General features: G+C 70.7%; 16 protein-coding genes. 11 read left to right on the forward strand and 5 right to left on the reverse strand.

Annotated features, from left to right (window positions below; genetic code table 11):
- Positions 1–66 precede the first annotated feature (66 nt).
- From E6R62_RS40835 to E6R62_RS14730, 3 genes are all read right to left on the reverse strand, one after another.
- Positions 67–678, reverse strand: a complete 612-nt coding sequence (locus E6R62_RS40835) for a hypothetical protein (RefSeq protein ID WP_240801675.1) — start codon at positions 676–678, stop codon at positions 67–69.
- Between the two features lie 663 nt (positions 679–1,341).
- Positions 1,342–1,605, reverse strand: a complete 264-nt coding sequence (locus E6R62_RS14725; RefSeq protein WP_136213864.1) for a type II toxin-antitoxin system RelE/ParE family toxin — start codon at positions 1,603–1,605, stop codon at positions 1,342–1,344.
- Complete coding sequence (locus E6R62_RS14730) at positions 1,598–1,867, reverse strand: type II toxin-antitoxin system Phd/YefM family antitoxin (RefSeq protein WP_136213865.1); 270 nt, start codon at positions 1,865–1,867, stop codon at positions 1,598–1,600. The genes E6R62_RS14725 and E6R62_RS14730 overlap by 8 nt, the downstream gene beginning before the upstream one ends.
- A gap of 345 nt (positions 1,868–2,212) precedes the next feature.
- On the opposite strand from E6R62_RS14730, the gene E6R62_RS14735 reads away from it, so the two are divergent.
- From E6R62_RS14735 to E6R62_RS39515, 3 genes are all read left to right on the forward strand, one after another.
- Positions 2,213–2,494: a type II toxin-antitoxin system Phd/YefM family antitoxin gene (locus tag E6R62_RS14735; RefSeq protein WP_099889684.1), complete on the forward strand. Its 282-nt coding sequence runs from the start codon at positions 2,213–2,215 to the stop codon at positions 2,492–2,494.
- A complete protein-coding gene (locus tag E6R62_RS14740) occupies positions 2,491–2,745 on the forward strand; it encodes a Txe/YoeB family addiction module toxin (protein WP_136213866.1) in 255 nt (84 codons plus the stop codon). Before E6R62_RS14735 ends, E6R62_RS14740 begins: the two co-directional genes overlap by 4 nt.
- Before the next feature lie 329 nt (positions 2,746–3,074).
- On the forward strand, positions 3,075–3,251 hold the full coding sequence (locus tag E6R62_RS39515; RefSeq protein ID WP_168714055.1) for a hypothetical protein: 177 nt from the start codon (positions 3,075–3,077) through the stop codon (positions 3,249–3,251).
- A 44-nt stretch (positions 3,252–3,295) separates the two neighbouring features.
- Here the strand turns inward: E6R62_RS39515 and E6R62_RS14745 are convergent, their stop codons facing one another.
- Positions 3,296–4,339, reverse strand: coding sequence for a hypothetical protein (locus E6R62_RS14745; RefSeq protein ID WP_136213867.1), 1,044 nt, complete (start codon positions 4,337–4,339; stop codon positions 3,296–3,298).
- 456 nt (positions 4,340–4,795) lie between these two features.
- Between E6R62_RS14745 and E6R62_RS14750 the strand changes: the two genes are divergently transcribed.
- From E6R62_RS14750 to E6R62_RS14765, 4 genes are read left to right on the forward strand one after another with little or no spacing between them, the layout of a single operon-like run.
- The gene (locus E6R62_RS14750; RefSeq protein WP_240801676.1) at positions 4,796–5,503 is read left to right on the forward strand and encodes a 2OG-Fe dioxygenase family protein; all 708 of its coding nucleotides are present in this window, start codon (positions 4,796–4,798) and stop codon (positions 5,501–5,503) included.
- A gap of 52 nt (positions 5,504–5,555) precedes the next feature.
- Positions 5,556–8,459 (forward strand): FAD-binding and (Fe-S)-binding domain-containing protein, encoded by a 2,904-nt coding sequence (locus E6R62_RS14755; protein ID WP_136213869.1) that lies wholly within the window; start codon positions 5,556–5,558, stop codon positions 8,457–8,459.
- Positions 8,447–9,205, forward strand: coding sequence for a fumarylacetoacetate hydrolase family protein (locus E6R62_RS14760; protein WP_136213870.1), 759 nt, complete (start codon positions 8,447–8,449; stop codon positions 9,203–9,205). Before E6R62_RS14755 ends, E6R62_RS14760 begins: the two co-directional genes overlap by 13 nt.
- Positions 9,206–9,237: 32 nt before the next feature.
- Complete coding sequence (locus tag E6R62_RS14765) at positions 9,238–9,960, forward strand: sulfite exporter TauE/SafE family protein (protein ID WP_136213871.1); 723 nt, start codon at positions 9,238–9,240, stop codon at positions 9,958–9,960.
- A 105-nt stretch (positions 9,961–10,065) separates the two neighbouring features.
- On the opposite strand, the gene E6R62_RS14770 is transcribed toward E6R62_RS14765, so the two are convergent.
- The gene (locus tag E6R62_RS14770) at positions 10,066–11,055 is read right to left on the reverse strand and encodes an SMP-30/gluconolactonase/LRE family protein (RefSeq protein ID WP_136213872.1); all 990 of its coding nucleotides are present in this window, start codon (positions 11,053–11,055) and stop codon (positions 10,066–10,068) included.
- A 92-nt stretch (positions 11,056–11,147) separates the two neighbouring features.
- Between E6R62_RS14770 and E6R62_RS14775 the strand changes: the two genes are divergently transcribed.
- The 4 genes from E6R62_RS14775 (at position 11,148) to E6R62_RS14790 (ending at position 15,163) form a co-directional block, all read left to right on the forward strand.
- A complete protein-coding gene (locus E6R62_RS14775) occupies positions 11,148–11,585 on the forward strand; it encodes a MarR family winged helix-turn-helix transcriptional regulator (RefSeq protein ID WP_136213873.1) in 438 nt (145 codons plus the stop codon).
- 117 nt (positions 11,586–11,702) lie between these two features.
- Positions 11,703–12,830 (forward strand): esterase family protein, encoded by a 1,128-nt coding sequence (locus E6R62_RS14780; protein WP_136213874.1) that lies wholly within the window; start codon positions 11,703–11,705, stop codon positions 12,828–12,830.
- Positions 12,831–13,097: 267 nt separating this feature from the next.
- Positions 13,098–14,369 (forward strand): esterase family protein, encoded by a 1,272-nt coding sequence (locus E6R62_RS14785; protein WP_240801677.1) that lies wholly within the window; start codon positions 13,098–13,100, stop codon positions 14,367–14,369.
- Between the two features lie 5 nt (positions 14,370–14,374).
- Positions 14,375–15,163 (forward strand): serine protease, encoded by a 789-nt coding sequence (locus E6R62_RS14790; RefSeq protein ID WP_240801678.1) that lies wholly within the window; start codon positions 14,375–14,377, stop codon positions 15,161–15,163.
- Position 15,164 lies beyond the last annotated feature (1 nt).

Here is a 15,164-nt window from a genome sequence, read left to right on the forward strand (position 1 = left end):
ATCAGGCCCGGCCCTCGCCCCCGGCGTAGCGCGACGGGGCGCTGACTCAGTCGGGTGGGGTCGGCCCTACTCGGCAGACAGTTCGAGCATCGGCTGGAAGCCGGAGGACTCCTCGTCTGGAACGTGCGGGAGGTATCCGTCGGGGACGGTGCGGGCGGCGGTGGTGAGTAGGCGGTCCAGGACTTCCCGGTCGCTGGCCGGGGGGAGCCGAAGTGCGGCGAGGAGGCGGTCGCAGACGGTGGGGTGGTCCGGGTGATCGTCGAGGTAGTCGGAGTTGAGGGCAGGAGGACGGGAGCCGGCCAGGGCGTCGTGCCAGGACGGGAGGACGATGGCGAGCGTCAAGGCCTCGGCGAGAGACTCGGCGATGAGGGAGGCCCGGCCCTCGGAGTCGGTGTAGAGGACGGGGCGGGGGCCATCGGGCACGGCCGGGCCGCAGGAGTAGTGGGTGCCGCCCGCGTTGCAGCCGGCGATGGGCTCCACCGGGAGGCCGTTGGGCAGGGCGATCGACTCGATCGGGTCCGTGCGCGCAAGGTCGAACTCGCCGTCGCAGGCCAGATAGGAGGCGACCTCGGGATGCGCGGCGATCCTGCGGATCAGTGCGTCGTCCGAGAGGACGGCCGGGTTGAGGGCTGCGGTGATCGCAGGGGTGAGGGGGTGCCCGGCGAGGACGTGGCGCACGGCGTCGAGAGGGACGGGGCGCTCGTAGTAGTCCTCGAAGTGGGCCTGGACGGCCTCGGGGGATCGGTCGATGAGGAGCGGGAAGAGGAAGCCGGACCCGTCCGGGTCCTTGCTGCCGGCGGGGAAGCGATGGACGAGCCGGTGCGCCAGGCCGTGTCGTTAGTCTTCCGCCACAGGCAGGCGGTGACGCGAGGGGCGTCGATGCCCTCGTCGCGGAAGGCGGGTGCGTCCAGGAGTGGGCGCAGCGCTGCGGGCACTTCGTCGATGACACCGGGCCAGACCTGCTCGTCGTCCGTTCCGTACGGACTCATCTCCGACTCGTGGTCGAAACCGCGTATGAGCACGCCGTCCGGGGTGAAGAGGACGGAGAAGTCGTCCCCAGAGCCATTCTCCATCAGGGCAGCCTCTGTGCCGGGGCCCCAGGCGGCGTCGAAGGTGTAGCAGCAGAACCGCGGATCGTCCCCGATCGTGGCGTCCAGGACGGCCAGTGCACGCAGATGGGCGCGGAGTTGAGCGGGGTCGGGGAGGAGGGCGGCGGTCTCGTGCACAGTGCTCATGGCGCCATGGAAGCAGCCGGCACTGACAGTCTGGCGCGGCCCCCCGGACAATGGTGACGCTCCCTCCAGCGGATTCTGACCGATCGCAGCTGTTCCTGGCGCGGGATCAGGTGCCATAAACGGTGGAGCGATGCCCGACGTGCACGACCCACACCACCAGCTCACCATTGTCGATCGTGTAGACGACGCGATAGTCACCCACACGTAGGCGGCGGCGTTCGGGCTGGGACACGAGCGCGGTGGTGTTGAAGCCGAGAGGGTCGGTCTCCAGCTCGGTCAGCTTGGCCAGGATGCGCAGCGCCATGTCGCGGGGGATCTTGCGCAGCTCTGCCTGAGCTTCGGGTCGGAAGACGGTCCGGTACTCACTCACTGCGCGCCAGCGTCTCCCTCATGATGTCCTCGATCGGGATGCCGGGTACCGGGTTGGTCATGCGCTCGTCGATGATCCGGTTGATCTCGCGCTCTTCCCATTCCTGGTACTTGCGCAGTATCTCGATGGACACCACAGCAGCGACTTCCTTGCCTCGACGTGTGATCACAGTGGGCACGTCGTCGCGGTCTGCGCGCTCCACGACTTCTGCCAGGTGAGCGCGCACGTCGCGGATGGACTCTATGGGCAGTGGCTGCGTCATGCGCCCAAGGGTACCGAGTGTCCTATGTGTACACAACGCGCGCGACGGGTTGGTGGCGCTCCATCGCTCGTGCTGGATGTGCTGGATGTGCTGGATGTACTCGCACGGTGCTGGATTGGTGCTGGATAAGATCGCCAGAAACCGTGTTTCCGCAGGTGAGAGCTCCGTGCTGAACATTCCGCTTCAACGTCTGAGCGTGTGAATTAGCACCACGTCGCTCACTGGGCAAACTTGCAGGTCAGAAGGGCCCGCCTCCTCGGAGACGGGCCCTTGGCTTTTTCCCGTGCTGGGATGGCGCTGAGAGTGGTACGTTATTAAGTACCACTTGAGGGAAGAGGTAAGGGCATGTCCATAACTGCGAGCGAAGCCCGCAAGGAACTCTTTCCGCTGATCAAGAAGGTCAACGAGAACCACGAGGCCATCGAGATCGTCTCGAAGCACGGTAACGCCGTGCTCGTCTCGGCCGAGGACTACGCGGCGCTGCGCGAGGGCTCGTACCTGCTGCGCTCGCCGGCGAACGCGCGCCGGTTGCTCAAGGCGTACGAGAACGCCCTGGCCCACGTCAATGTGTCGGAGCGGGAGCTGATCGATCCGGATTCGGCGGACGCGGGTGCGGGTGCCGCGTGAGGCTTGTCTTTGAGGATCAGGGCTGGGAGGACTACACGTCCTGGCTCAAGAACGACCGCAAGATGCTCGCCCGGATCAACAAGCTCCTCGAGGACGTCAGGCGCGACCCGTTCACGGGTATCGGCAAGCCTGAGCCGTTGAACTACCACTTGCCCGGGGTGTGGTCGCGGCGGATCGACGACGAGCACCGCCTCGTGTACCTGGTGACAGACAAGGAAATCGTCGTCCTCGCGGCTCGGTACCACTACTGACCGCCCGTGCTGGGGCTATCGAGTCGGCCCCCTGCGTCTTCACCGGGCCGGACGGGAGCGTGAAGCGGATCGTCGCCCGTCGTGGTGTCCGGCACGGCCGGCGCGCGCAGAGGGGAGCACGGCGGCGGTGTCGTGCACGGTGGTCACGGCGGCATGGAAGCAGTCGTCACCGACAGGCCGGCGGCGTCTCGGGCGTGCGGGTTCGCGCAATGCGGGTTTACCACCCCCGGGGGATCTTGATCCCGAGGTAGGTGTTGCTTGAACATAAATGGGCGCTACCTCCTCGGCGCAGCAGTCGGTACGACCTGACACCCCATGAGAGAGAACCCATGCACCGCTTCGCCACCACCCTTCTCCTCTCCGCCACGGCCCTGATCGCCCTGCCCGGCATGTCCGCCCACGCGGCGACCCCCGGCGACGTGTCGGTGGCCGCCGTGGCGGGTGTGGCCCGTGACATCGGCTGGGACTCCGCCAAGCCGGCCCCCTCGCCGCTACCGGGCGCCTGAGGCGCGGCCCGCGGTGCGGCCCGCGGCGCCCGGGGGCCGTCTGATCACACGCGGGCGCCCGGGGTCGCCTCCTCGGAAGCGTTGTCGAGCAGACCCGACTTGGCGATGAGATAGCCCAACTGGGCCCGGCTGCGGCTGCCCAGGCGCGAGGACAGCTTCGCGACGTACTCCTGGCACCGCCGCACGCTGATGCCGAGCTGCCCGGCCGTCACCGAGTCGGTGTCGCCGGCGACGATGTGCCGCATGATCGCCAGCTCCAGGTCGTCGGTGATGCGGGTCGCGGCCCGGCCGCCGCCGGGCGGGGTGAAGGCGACCGCCCTGAGCCACGAGCGTTCGAAGAGGGCGACGAGGAACGAGACCACGGCCGGAGCGCGGATCTCCGCCGCGGCCCGGCGGTCGTCGTCGGCGGGGATGAACGCCACCGTCCGGTCGAAGATGATCAGACGGTCGAAGCTCTCGTCCAGCGTCGCCACCTGGGCGCCGCGCTCCTGGATCGCCCGGACGAAGTCGCGGGTCGCCGAACCGGACCGCGCGCTGTGCTGGTAGATCGTCTTCATCGTCACCCCGCGCTCCAGCATCTCCAGCGTGGGCGCCAGCGACTCCTTCAGGACGGCCGCGGACCTGGCGCCACCGGGCTGCGAGGTCAGCACTTCGTCACGGCATTCGCGGGCCGCGAGCCGGATGGCGGCATTGATGTTCGCGAAGCCGGTGTGCGTCACGTATCCGCGGGCATCGCGAACGTGATTGTTCCGGTACTCGGCCACGACCTGGCCCAATTCCTCCTGCACCCGCAACAGGTTGATCGCCGAGCGTGCGGAGCTTTCCAGGATCTCCGCCACCACGTAACTGCCGACCGTTTCGGGATTCACAGGAGTGAAGCCTGTTTCGCTCTGCTCGTCCGGAACCGCGAGGCCGGACGAGAGCAATCGACCCAGCGAATCCTCCCGGATGTCGACCCCCTGCCCGCCGGGGACGGAGTCAGGGTCCTCCGACAGGCCCGGCGCCGAATCCCGGGCGAGTAACTCCCGGTAGAGCTGTATGTCTTGCGATTGTAGAGATTCGAGACGTGTACCGAAGTCAGGCCTCACGCTGCATTCCCCCATGCCGGCAACCCGTACTTCGGGACAGGCTAGTTGACGGCGCTCCTACCAGCATGTTCGCAGTTGGGAGACTTTGGTCACGTCACGCGCCCCGCTGTCCGAGGGCGCCTCGGGGGAAAACTCGCCCGACCGTCGACCCGGTTATCCGACGCGTTCCCGCCATTGACGGCTGTTTTCGGACCCTTTTCGGGCCCGTCGCACACTCGGGGAATATTCGGAACAGACCTGCTCGGCGACGGTGCGACAGCAGTCCGGCCGTCCAGCCTCAGTTCCCTCGCGTGTTCCTGCGGCGCAGGTTCCCGCAGCCGTTCCGGCCTTGTCCGGTGCACTGCTTCAGGCCAGGATCGGTGATGCCTCATTCGCTGAGGCAACGTCGTGAACAATCCATGAATGGAGTGTGTAGTGACGACCGAGGCAATACGGTCACAGGGCACGACCGGTAATGTGAGCGCTCCGTACCGGTACTTCTCGGAGGGGGATCTGAAGCGGGCGCTGGAATCCCACTCAGAGGGCCAGATCAAGCTGTTCCTGGAATCCTGGGAGGATCTGCCGGTCGATGCGTACATGAAGGACGGCGCGGACTACCGCCGCCGCCGGCACGGTTCCTTCCGCTTCTCCGGCGGGGACCTGGACGGGGACCTCGTAGCGGAACCCCCGCGGGCCTTCCACCAGAGCGCCGAGGTGAATTCCCTCCATGGCGGTGTCGACCGGCACTTCCCGCCGCTGGCCGACGAGGTGGCCGCCGAAGGGGTGCTCCACACCCTCATCCGGTTCTTCGCCGGGCGGGTGCCCGGTGACTTCGACCCGGCCACCAGCGGTGTCGGCGTCCACCAGATCCGCATCACCGCGACCCGCGACGCGAAGGGCCTTCCGGCCCCCGAAGGCGTCCACGAGGACGGGCACCACTACGTGGCGCAGGTCCTGATGCGCCGGACCGACGTCCGGGGAGGCGAGTCGCAGCTGTACGACCGCGACCACCGGCCGATCTACAGCACCACGCTGCTCCGGCCGTTCGAGTCGATCGTGATCGACGACCGCCGCGTCTTCCACGGCGTCTCCGCCATCGAGCCGGCGGACGGAGTCCGCCAGGGCGTGCGCGACATGCTGCTGATCGACTACTTCCCGCTCGCCCCCGGTGGCGCGCGCGGCTGACCGGACCGCCCCAGACCGCCGCCGCCCCACCCGCCCACCCGGGAAAGACGCCATGAACGACGACTTCACCAGGCACCTGCAGTCACGCCTGCCCGCCGCCCGCACGGACGTGCGGACCCGAACCGCCTACACGTCCGACGCCTCGATCTACCGCGTCATGCCGACCGCGGTGTTCGAGCCGCGCGACGCGGAAGAGGCGGCCATCGCCGTGGGCACCGCCATCGAGCACGGCGTCCCCGTCACCTGCCGGGGCGGCGGCACCTCCATCGCCGGCAACTCCATCGGCACCGGACTGATCCTCGACTTCTCCCGGTACATGAACCGCATCGAGGAACTCGACCCCGAGGCCGGCACCGCCACCGTCCAGCCCGGTGTGGTCCTCGGCACCCTGCGGGACCGGGCCGCCGAGCACGGCCTCACCGTCGGCCCCGACCCCTCCACGTACTCCCGCTGCACCATCGGCGGGATGATCGGCAACCACGCCTGCGGCGCCCACTCGGTGGCCTGGGGCACGACCGCCGACATCACCGAACAGGTGGACCTGCTGCTCGCCGACGGCCGCCGAATCCGCGCCGACCAGGGCTCCAGCGGTGACGCGGACATCGACCGCCGGCTGAAGCGGCTGAGGGACGGGCACCTCGCGCCGCTGCGCACCGAACTCGGCCGGTTCGGCCGACAGGTGTCGGGCTACGGACTGAACGCCCTGCTGCCCGAGAAGGGCTTCCACGTCGCCCGTTCGCTGGTGGGCACCGAGGGCACCTGTGGCGTCCTGCTCGGTGCCAGGATCAGGCTCACCCCGATCCCCGCCGCCAGGGTGCTCCTCGTGCTCGGCCTCCCCGACGTCTATGCCGCCGCCGACTGCGCGCCCTCGCTGGCGAAGGCCGGCGCGCTGACCGTGGAGGGGCTGGACGCCCCGCTGGTCGAGGCGCTGCGCTCGCGGGGCGGTCGCGCCCCGGGCATCGACCTGCTGCCGCGCGGCGAGGCCTGGCTGTACTGCGAGATCGAGGGCGTCGACGAGGCCGACGCCCTCGCCAACGCCGAGCGCCTGGCCCGTGCGACCGACGCCACCAGCTTCATCACCGCCGACGCCGAGCAGACGGCGGCGATCTGGTCGATCCGCCGCAACGGCGCCGGCATCGCCACCCGAATGGCCGACGGACGGCAGGCGTGGCCCGGCTGGGAGGACTCCGCCGTCCCGCCGGAGCGCCTGTCGGGCTACCTGCGGGACCTGCACGCCCTCATGGCCGAACACCGGCGGACCGGGACCATCACGGGCCACTTCGGCGAGGGCTGCCTGCACGTCCGCGTCGACTGGGAGTTGGGCACCGAACAGGGCATCGCCGGCTACCGGGAGTTCATCACGGCCGCCGGCGACCTCGTGGTCGAGCACGGCGGCTGCGCCTCCGGCGAGCACGGGGACGGCCGCGCCCGCTCCGAGCTCCTGGCCCGTACCTACTCGCCGGAACTCATCGGCGCCTTCGCCGCGTTCAAGGACATCTGGGACCCGGGCAACATGCTCAACCCCGGCATCATCGTGGACCCCGTCCCCTTCGACGAGCAGGTCCGCCCCGGCCCGGGCCGCGACCGCAGGCAGTTGCCGACGATCCAGCGCTTCGGCGAAGACCAGGGCTCGCTCACCAACGCCGTGCACCGCTGCACGGGCGTCGGCACCTGCCGCAACGACACCGGACACATGTGTCCCTCGTACCAGGTCACCCGCGACGAGGTGCACTCCACGCGGGGGCGCGCCCGGGTGCTGAGCGAGATGCTGCGCGGCGAGACGATCACCGACGGCTACCGTTCCACCGAGGTCCGGGACGCACTCGACCTGTGCTTCTCCTGCAAGGCGTGCAAGAGCGACTGTTCGGTCAACGTCGACATCGCCGCGTACAAGTCGGAGTTCCTGCACCGGCACTACGAGGGCCGGCTCAGACCGCGGGCCCACTACACCCTGGGATGGCTGCCGGCGCTGGCCCGGCTGGCGTCGGTGGCCCCGCTCACGCTCAACCGGCTGACCCGCCGCTCGCCGCTCGCGACCCGGCTGAGTTCCCTGGCCGGGCTGGAGACGCGCAGGCCGCTGGTGGAACTGCCCGCGCAGACGTTCCGGCAGTGGTTCCGCTACCGCAAGCCGGTCCCCGCGGGCGCGGCGGCCGGTACGGGGGCGGGCGTCCCGGCGGGCTCCGCCGGCACCGTCGTGCTGTGGCCGGACACCTTCAGCAACCTCCTCGACCCCCGCGGTGCCCAGGCCGCCACCCGCGTCCTGGAAGCCCTCGGGTACGAGGTGGTCCTGCCCGACGGACCGGTCTGCTGCGGCCTGACCTGGCACTCGACCGGCCAACTGGGGACGGCGCGGGCGGTGCTGGGCCGTTCGGTGGGCGCCCTGCGGGGGCACCTGGAGGCCGGCCGCGTCATCGTCGGCCTGGAACCCTCCTGCACCCAGACCCTGCGTGAGGAGGCCGCCGAACAACTGCCCGACTCGCCGGTCGTGCGCCGGTTGTCCCGGCAGGTGCGCACGCTCGCCGAAGTGGTCGCCGACCACCGCGGTCCCTGGCCGTTCGGAAAGCTCGACCAGGACGCCGTGTTCCAGCCGCACTGCCATCAGGAGGCCGGCCACGGCCACGGCCCCGAGGCCGAGGTGTTGCGCCGGCTCGGCGTCACCGCGGACGTGGTCTCCGCCGGCTGCTGCGGCATGGCGGGCAACTTCGGCTACGAGCCCGGTCACTGGGACGTCTCCCAGGGCGCGGCCGAACGGGAGCTCTACCCGAAGCTGCGGGCCGCCGGGCCGGACACCGCCGTGGTGGCCGACGGCTTCTCCTGCCGGACGCAGATCTCCCAGGAGGGCTCCCACCGTCCCCGGCACCTGGCGGAGCTGCTGCTGCGCGCCCTGCCGCGACACACCACCCCCGCCGAGAACGAGTACGAGATCGAGAACGGAAGCGGCACATGCGCATCGTGAGGTTCGAGAAGGCGGGCACGATCCGCCACGGCATCCTGGCCGACGACGAGGTGGTCCCGCTCATCGGCGGCCCCTTCGGCCCCCTGGACGCGCCCCCGGACGCCCCCCGGTTCCCCCTGCGCGAGGTGCGGCTGCTCGCCCCGGTCACCCCGGGGAAGGTCCTGGCCATCGGCCGGAACTACGCCGAGCACGCCGCGGAACTCGGCAACGAGGTGCCCGAGGAGCCACTCGTGTTCCTCATGCCGGGCAGCGCGGTCATCGGGCCGGGCGAGGCCATCGTCAAACCGTCCTACACCGACGAGCTCCACCACGAGGCCGAGCTCGCCGCGGTGATCGGCCGGACCTGCCGCGATCTGACACCGGAGCAGGTGCCGGCGCACGTCCTCGGCTACACCTGCGCCAACGACGTCACCGCCCGCGACCTCCAGGGACCGGACCGACAGTGGTGGCGCGCCAAGGGGTCGGACACCTTCTGCCCGATCGGCCCCTGGGTGGAGACCGAACTCGACGTCAGCGCGGTCGGGGTACGGGCCCGCGTGAACGGCGAGACCCGACAGGACGGCAACAGCTCCCACATGGTGCACACCGTCGACCGCCTGATCAGTCACATCAGTTCGGCCATGACACTGCACCCTGGTGACGTGATACTCACCGGTACCCCCGCGGGTGTCGGACCGCTGCGGCGCGGCGACCGGGTGACGGTCTCCGTCGAGGGGATCGGCGAACTCACCAACCACGTCGTCTGAACCACGCCGCCCAACCTGGAGACCCGTTCCCCATGATGATCCTCCTCGGCGCCTTCCTGGTGCTGGCCGTCGCCTCCGTCGTACGCACCACGGCGGGATTCGGCTTCTCCCTGGTGGCCGTCCCACCCCTGGCGCTGCTCATCGACCCGGCGAGCGCGGTGGTCGTGGCCGGCATCATGGCCGCCCCGCTCAGCCTGTGGATAGCCGTCCGCGACCGGCGCCACGTGGACCGCCGGCTGATGACGGCCACCTTGCTGTCGGGGCTCGCCGGAGTGCCGATCGGGGTGTGGCTGTTGACCACCCTCTCCTCGCGGGTGCTGTTGTTCGTCATCGCGGCGGTGGTCCTGCTGGGCACGTTCATCGTGTGGCGGAAGATCACGCTGGGCGGTGGTCTGGGCGCGGTGATGGCGGTGGGGATGTTCTCCGGGGCCTCCTTCGCGGCCACGGGCATCGACGGTCCGCCCATGGTCGCCGCGTTCCAGAGCATGAAGCTGGAGCCCAGGGTCCAGCGGGCCACGCTCGGCGTCGTGTTCTCCGGCACCAGCCTGGCCGCGCTGGTCGGCTTCGGGATCAGCGGCCAGCTCACCGCGACCGTCGGACGGATGCTCCTCGTCGGGATACCCGCGCTGCTCATCGGGATCTTCGTCGGCGAGAAGGCCTTCAGCCGCCTGAACGCCGCGCGCTTCCGCCGGGTGATCCTCGGCCTGTTGGTCGTCAGCTCGCTGTCGGTGGTCCTGCGCGTGGCCACCGCCTGACACCCCGCCGGGCCGCCCCCGCCGGCGGTACCGGCGGAGGGCGGGGACCGAGGCGGCGGCAGGGGCCGACCCCGGTGGGGGTCGGCCCCTTTTCGTGGTTCCGGGTCAGAGACCGCGGACCGAGGCGACCGTGAAGGTGGTCGGGGTGCCGGTGGAGGGGGTCATGGGACCGCCCTTGTCGAACTGGGAGCGGACCACCAGGGTGCGGCCGGGCGTGTGGGTCAGGGTCGTGGGGATCTGGAGATCCGGGTCCGTGAGGGTCCGGGTCAGACGGGCGCGCGTGCCATCCGGGGTGAGCTGCCAGCGGGTCAGGGTGTCCGTGGCGTTGTGGGCCACGCGCAGGACGCCGCCGGGGGAGAGCTGGAGGCCGTCGCCGTGCTTGAGGTCCCCGCCGCTCAGGGTCACGCGGGACAGGGCGCCCGTGCGCAGGTCGATCCGGTGGAGGTCGCCCGCGGTCATGTCGACGGTCAGCAGGAAGCGGCCGGCCGGGTCGGCGACGATGCCGTTCAACGTGACGCTGCCCGGCGGGCCGGGGGCGACCCGGCCGCTCAGGTCGTAGGCCGGCTCCAGGGGGCCGGAGCCGGCGGCGAGCCGGGCCGGGGTGACGCGGTAGACCACCGCGCGGAGGCTGTCGGTGAGGTAGGCGGTGCCGTCCGGGGTGAGGGCCAGGTCGTTGACGAAGGACGGGGCGTCGCCCGGGGTGTCGAAGTGGGCGAGGCGCGCGCCGCTGTGGGTGTCGTACACGGCGACGCCCTTGGTCGAGTCGGTGACCCACAGTCGGCCGTGGGCGTCGACGGACAGGCCGTTCGCGGTGTGGCGGCCGTCGGTCCCGGCCGGGAGGAAGACCTCGGCCGCGCCCTGGCCCGGGCGGGCGCGGTAGACGGAGCCGTCGGCGTACGAGCCGACGTAGACCGTGCCGGTACGGGCGTCCTCGGCGATGCCCTCCGGATAGACCTTCCCGCCGGGCAGCGTGAAGGCGGTGGAGACCCGCGGGGCGGACGCCGCGGGTGCCGCGGCCAGGGCCGGCGTGGCGGCCGACGTCAGGATCGTGGCCAGGGCGGCGGCCAAGGGCAGGGCCTTCGAGCTGAGGCGCATGTGAGGGCGTCCCGTTCTGTGTGATCTTCTGGTCGGGTGAGCACGAATGTGCGTTAGGGCTCTAATGCTTGCAAGGGTCGTAGGATGCCCGCATGACTTCCCTGCCCGCCGAGGAGCGCATCGGCTCGCACATCAAGCGCGCCGAGCAGGCGCTGCTCGCGGCGAAGAACACGGCCCTCAAGCCGGCCGCCGTAACTGTCCCGCAGTACGCCGCCCTGCTCTGGCTCTCCGAGAAGCCGGGCATCTCCGCCGCGGCGCTCTCCCGCCTGTGCGGGGTGACCCCGCCGACCATGAACACCGTGCTGAAGAACCTCCAGGAGCGCGGGCTCATCGAGCGGACGCCGCACGAATGGCACCGCAACGTGCTGGAGACCCGGCTCACCGAGCAGGGGCACGCGGTGATGGAGCTGGCGGACACGGCGGCGGTGCGCGTGGAGCGACAGCTGGCGGCCGAGTTCGGCGCGGAGGAGCGGGAGCGGCTCATCGAGCTGCTGGGGCGGTGCGCGCGGGTGCTCGACGACCTGAGGTGAGACGCGCCGGATGCTCGTTCCGCCGGTGGGATTTTTGTCCCGTCCCGGAACTCCCGGCAGGATTCGCACATCAGACCAGCAGATGCCCCACCCGGTTCAGCGTTCGGAGCGACGTCCGTGCCCCAGTCCCCGCAGAGCCCGCGGCCCCGCGAAACGACCGCCGGCCCCACCCCCGGGCGGTCCCGTCACGCGATATGGATCAGCGCCGGCCTCGTGGTCGCGCTGCTCGTCGGGGGCGGCGGTTTCGCCGCCTGGAAGCACGAGTGGTTCTCCGGCGACGGCCGGGCCGTCACCTCCGGCAGGACGCCCTCGCCCGCCGCGCACGGTGACGACAAGGCCGCGCGGACCCCGTCCCCCTCGGCCGCGCCCACGCCGAGCGGTGACCCGGACGTGCTGATGGAGACCGGCCCGCGGTCCGACTTCACCCAGACCGCCAAGCTGGAGGACGGCACGGTCATCGCCAGGACGCGGCTCGCGGGCGCCAAGTCCGGCTTCGAGGGCGACGTCTGGGTCTGGACGCCCAAGGAGTACGGCGACCCGAAGTACGCCAAGAGCGCCTTCCCGGTCCTGATCTCGCTGCCAGGCGGCAACGGCTTCCCGGCCAACTACTGGTCCGACCGCAGCCTCGGCCTCCAGAAGGCCGTCGAGGAGGGCGTCGAAGCCGGCACCAGCCTGCCCTTCATCCTGATCATGCCGGTGCTCAACCCGGACAACAAGTACTACTACGACGGCTCCGACATCCCCGGCCGCCCCAAGATGGGCACCTGGCTCGCCGAGGACGTCCCGGACTTCACCCGCGCCAACTTCCGCACGTACAAGTCCCGCGACGGGTGGGCCTTCATGGGCTCCTCCTCGGGCGGCTTCGTCGGCATGAAGCAGGTCCTCCAGCACCCGGACCGGTTCAAGGCGGTGATCACCAGTGGTGGGGAGATCGTGCCCGACTCGCCGCTCTGGAAGGGCCACCAGACGGAGATGGACGAGAACAACCCGGAGAAGCTCGCCCGGAAGCTGATCGACGGCAACGGACCGGACGTCTACATCAACTTCCAGGTCGGCACGAGGGAGACCGGCAAGGACCGGATGCTCGCGTTCCAGCGCGACTACGGCAAGGGCCCCGTCAAGACGACCATCCACGACATCCAGAACGGCGAACACAACGGCTGGCATTACGTCCGAGGGATGAAGGAAAGCTCCCTGGAATGGATCAGCAAGGTGATGAAGGGCCCGCGGCCGGCAGCCGGCTGACGAACGCCCCGGATTCCGCAGCACCGGGCGTGACCTGCGCAAACGTCGGCCGCGCCGTTTCCCGGACCGGTCCCGAGCCCGTGCACCGCTCCCCCGGGCCGAGTCGCCGGCCCGCCGGGGGAGTCCGTCCCCCGCGTGGCTCCCGCCACGTCGCACCCGTCCCAGGCAACCCATAGCGTCGTTCACACCTCTGTCAGGGGTGTAAGGGGGACCAATCGGTCCGACCCGTGCTCGCCATGAGCGCCGGAGAAGGAACGGGAACAATCCGTGCAGCAAGACCAGCAAGGCGACGGCGGCCCGACGACCGGCCCGACCACCGGTCCCACGACCGGCCCGACCACCGGCACGATGACCGGCATCACGGCGGCCGCGACGCCCCGCGTTGCGGCGGGCACGGCGACCGGCCCGAAGAGCAGGACGACCACGGGCGCCGGCACGACCGGCGCGACCGCGGAGGGCGCGACCAGGGCCACCCCGGACGGCGCGACCGGGGCGAAGGGCAAGGCCCGCGGCCGCCGGCGTCTGCTCCTCCTCGGCGGCGGCCTCGCCCTCGCCCTCGTCGCCGGGGGCGGTGTGGCGGCGTACAGGACCGGCTTCTTCTCGGGCGTGGGCGAGCCGGTCGCCTTCGGCAAGACCCAGGAGACCGCCGCGGCCGCCGTGGACATGCCCAAGGGGGTCCGCATGCCCACCGGCCCGAGGGCCGCGTTCGTGCGGGCCGCCCGGCTGCCCGACGGCACCCAGATCGCGAAGACCACCCTGAGCGGGCCGAAGTCCGGCTTCACCGGCGACGTGTGGGTGTGGGTCCCCAAGGAGTACGACGAGCCGAGGTACGCCAAGAGCGCCTTCCCGGTCCTGATCTCGTTGCCCGGCGGCCGCGGCTACCCCACCAACTACTGGGGGACCGGCCCCGGCCTCGGGCTCCAGCAGGCCGTCGCCGACGGCGTCAAGGCCGGCACCAGCCTGCCGTTCATCCTCGTCATGCCGGTGATCAACGCCGACACCAAGCACCACTTCGACGGCTCGGACATCCCCGGGCAGCCCAAGATGGGCACCTGGATGGCCGATGACGTCCCCGACTTCACCAGGGCCAATTTCCGTACCTTCACCTCCCGCGACGGGTGGGCCTTCATGGGCTCCTCCTCGGGCGGCTTCGGCGCCTTCAAGCACGTTCTCAAGTACCCCGACCGCTTCAAGGCCGTCATCGCGAGCGGCGTGGACATCGTCCCCGACTCCCCTCTGTGGAAGGGGAACCGGAAGGCCATGGACGAGAACAATCCCGAGAAGCTCGCCGCCGAACTGGTCAGGGCGGGCGGCCCGGACGTCTACGTCAACTTCCAGATCGGCACCAAGGAGAGCGGCCGCGAGCAGGTCGAGAAGTTCATGCGGGAGTACGGGAAGGGTCCCGTGCACACCCGGCTCCAGGTGATCCAGGATGGCGAGCACAATGGGAAGTCCTACGTGCGGGGCATGAGGGAGGGTTCCTTGGAGTGGATCAGCAAGGTGATGCTCGCGCCGACCCCCGACCCAGACGTGCCGTGAGCCCGGTGGTGAGGGGACGCGCCGTCATCGCCGCGTTGGCCGCCGCCGGGATCGCGGCGGTCTTCGGCGTCGCGTTCGTCGAGGGGACGGGCGACCGGACGGTGCACCCGTTCCCCACCGTGGGAGTCCTGATGGCGGGCGGCGAGCACTGGTGCACGGCCAGCGTCGTCGACAGCCCGAAGGGCAACGTGGTCGCGACCGCCGCGCACTGCGTGGCGCCCGCGGGTGAGGACGGGCAACCGGCCGAGCCCCCGCACGACGGTCCCGCACTCGGCGGCCTCGCCTTCGCGCCCGGCTTCTCCGGGGCGGGCTCGGGCACCCGGCCCTTCGGGCTGTGGAAGGTCCGCTCCGTCCACGTGGACGACCGCTGGACGAAGTGGGGCGACGAGACCGCCGACTTCGCCTTCCTCACCGTCGAGCCCGACGAGGAGGGCCGGAGCCTCCAGGACCGCGTCGGCCGCGACGAGGCGCCGAAGCCCGACTGGACCTCCGGGTACGAGCGGGAGGTCACCGTCGTCGGCTACCCGGAGTCGGACCGCAACCCGCAGAACAAGCCGGTGTCCTGCACCACGCAGACGCGGCACGACGAGGACGACCCCGCCATGCTGTACATCAGCTGCTCGGGCTTCTGGACGGGCACCAGCGGAAGTCCGTGGATCGCCGACCGGGGCGGCCCGGGCCGGCCGGGCCGGCTCATCGGGGTACTCAGCGGCGGCGACACGGACGTGGACTCCACCGCCGCGTTGTACGACGAACGGGCGAAGGCCCTGTACGAACGGGCCGCACGCGGCTGAC

This window comes from Streptomyces sp. A1136 (assembly GCF_004795055.1).
Lineage (GTDB): Bacteria > Actinomycetota > Actinomycetes > Streptomycetales > Streptomycetaceae > Streptomyces.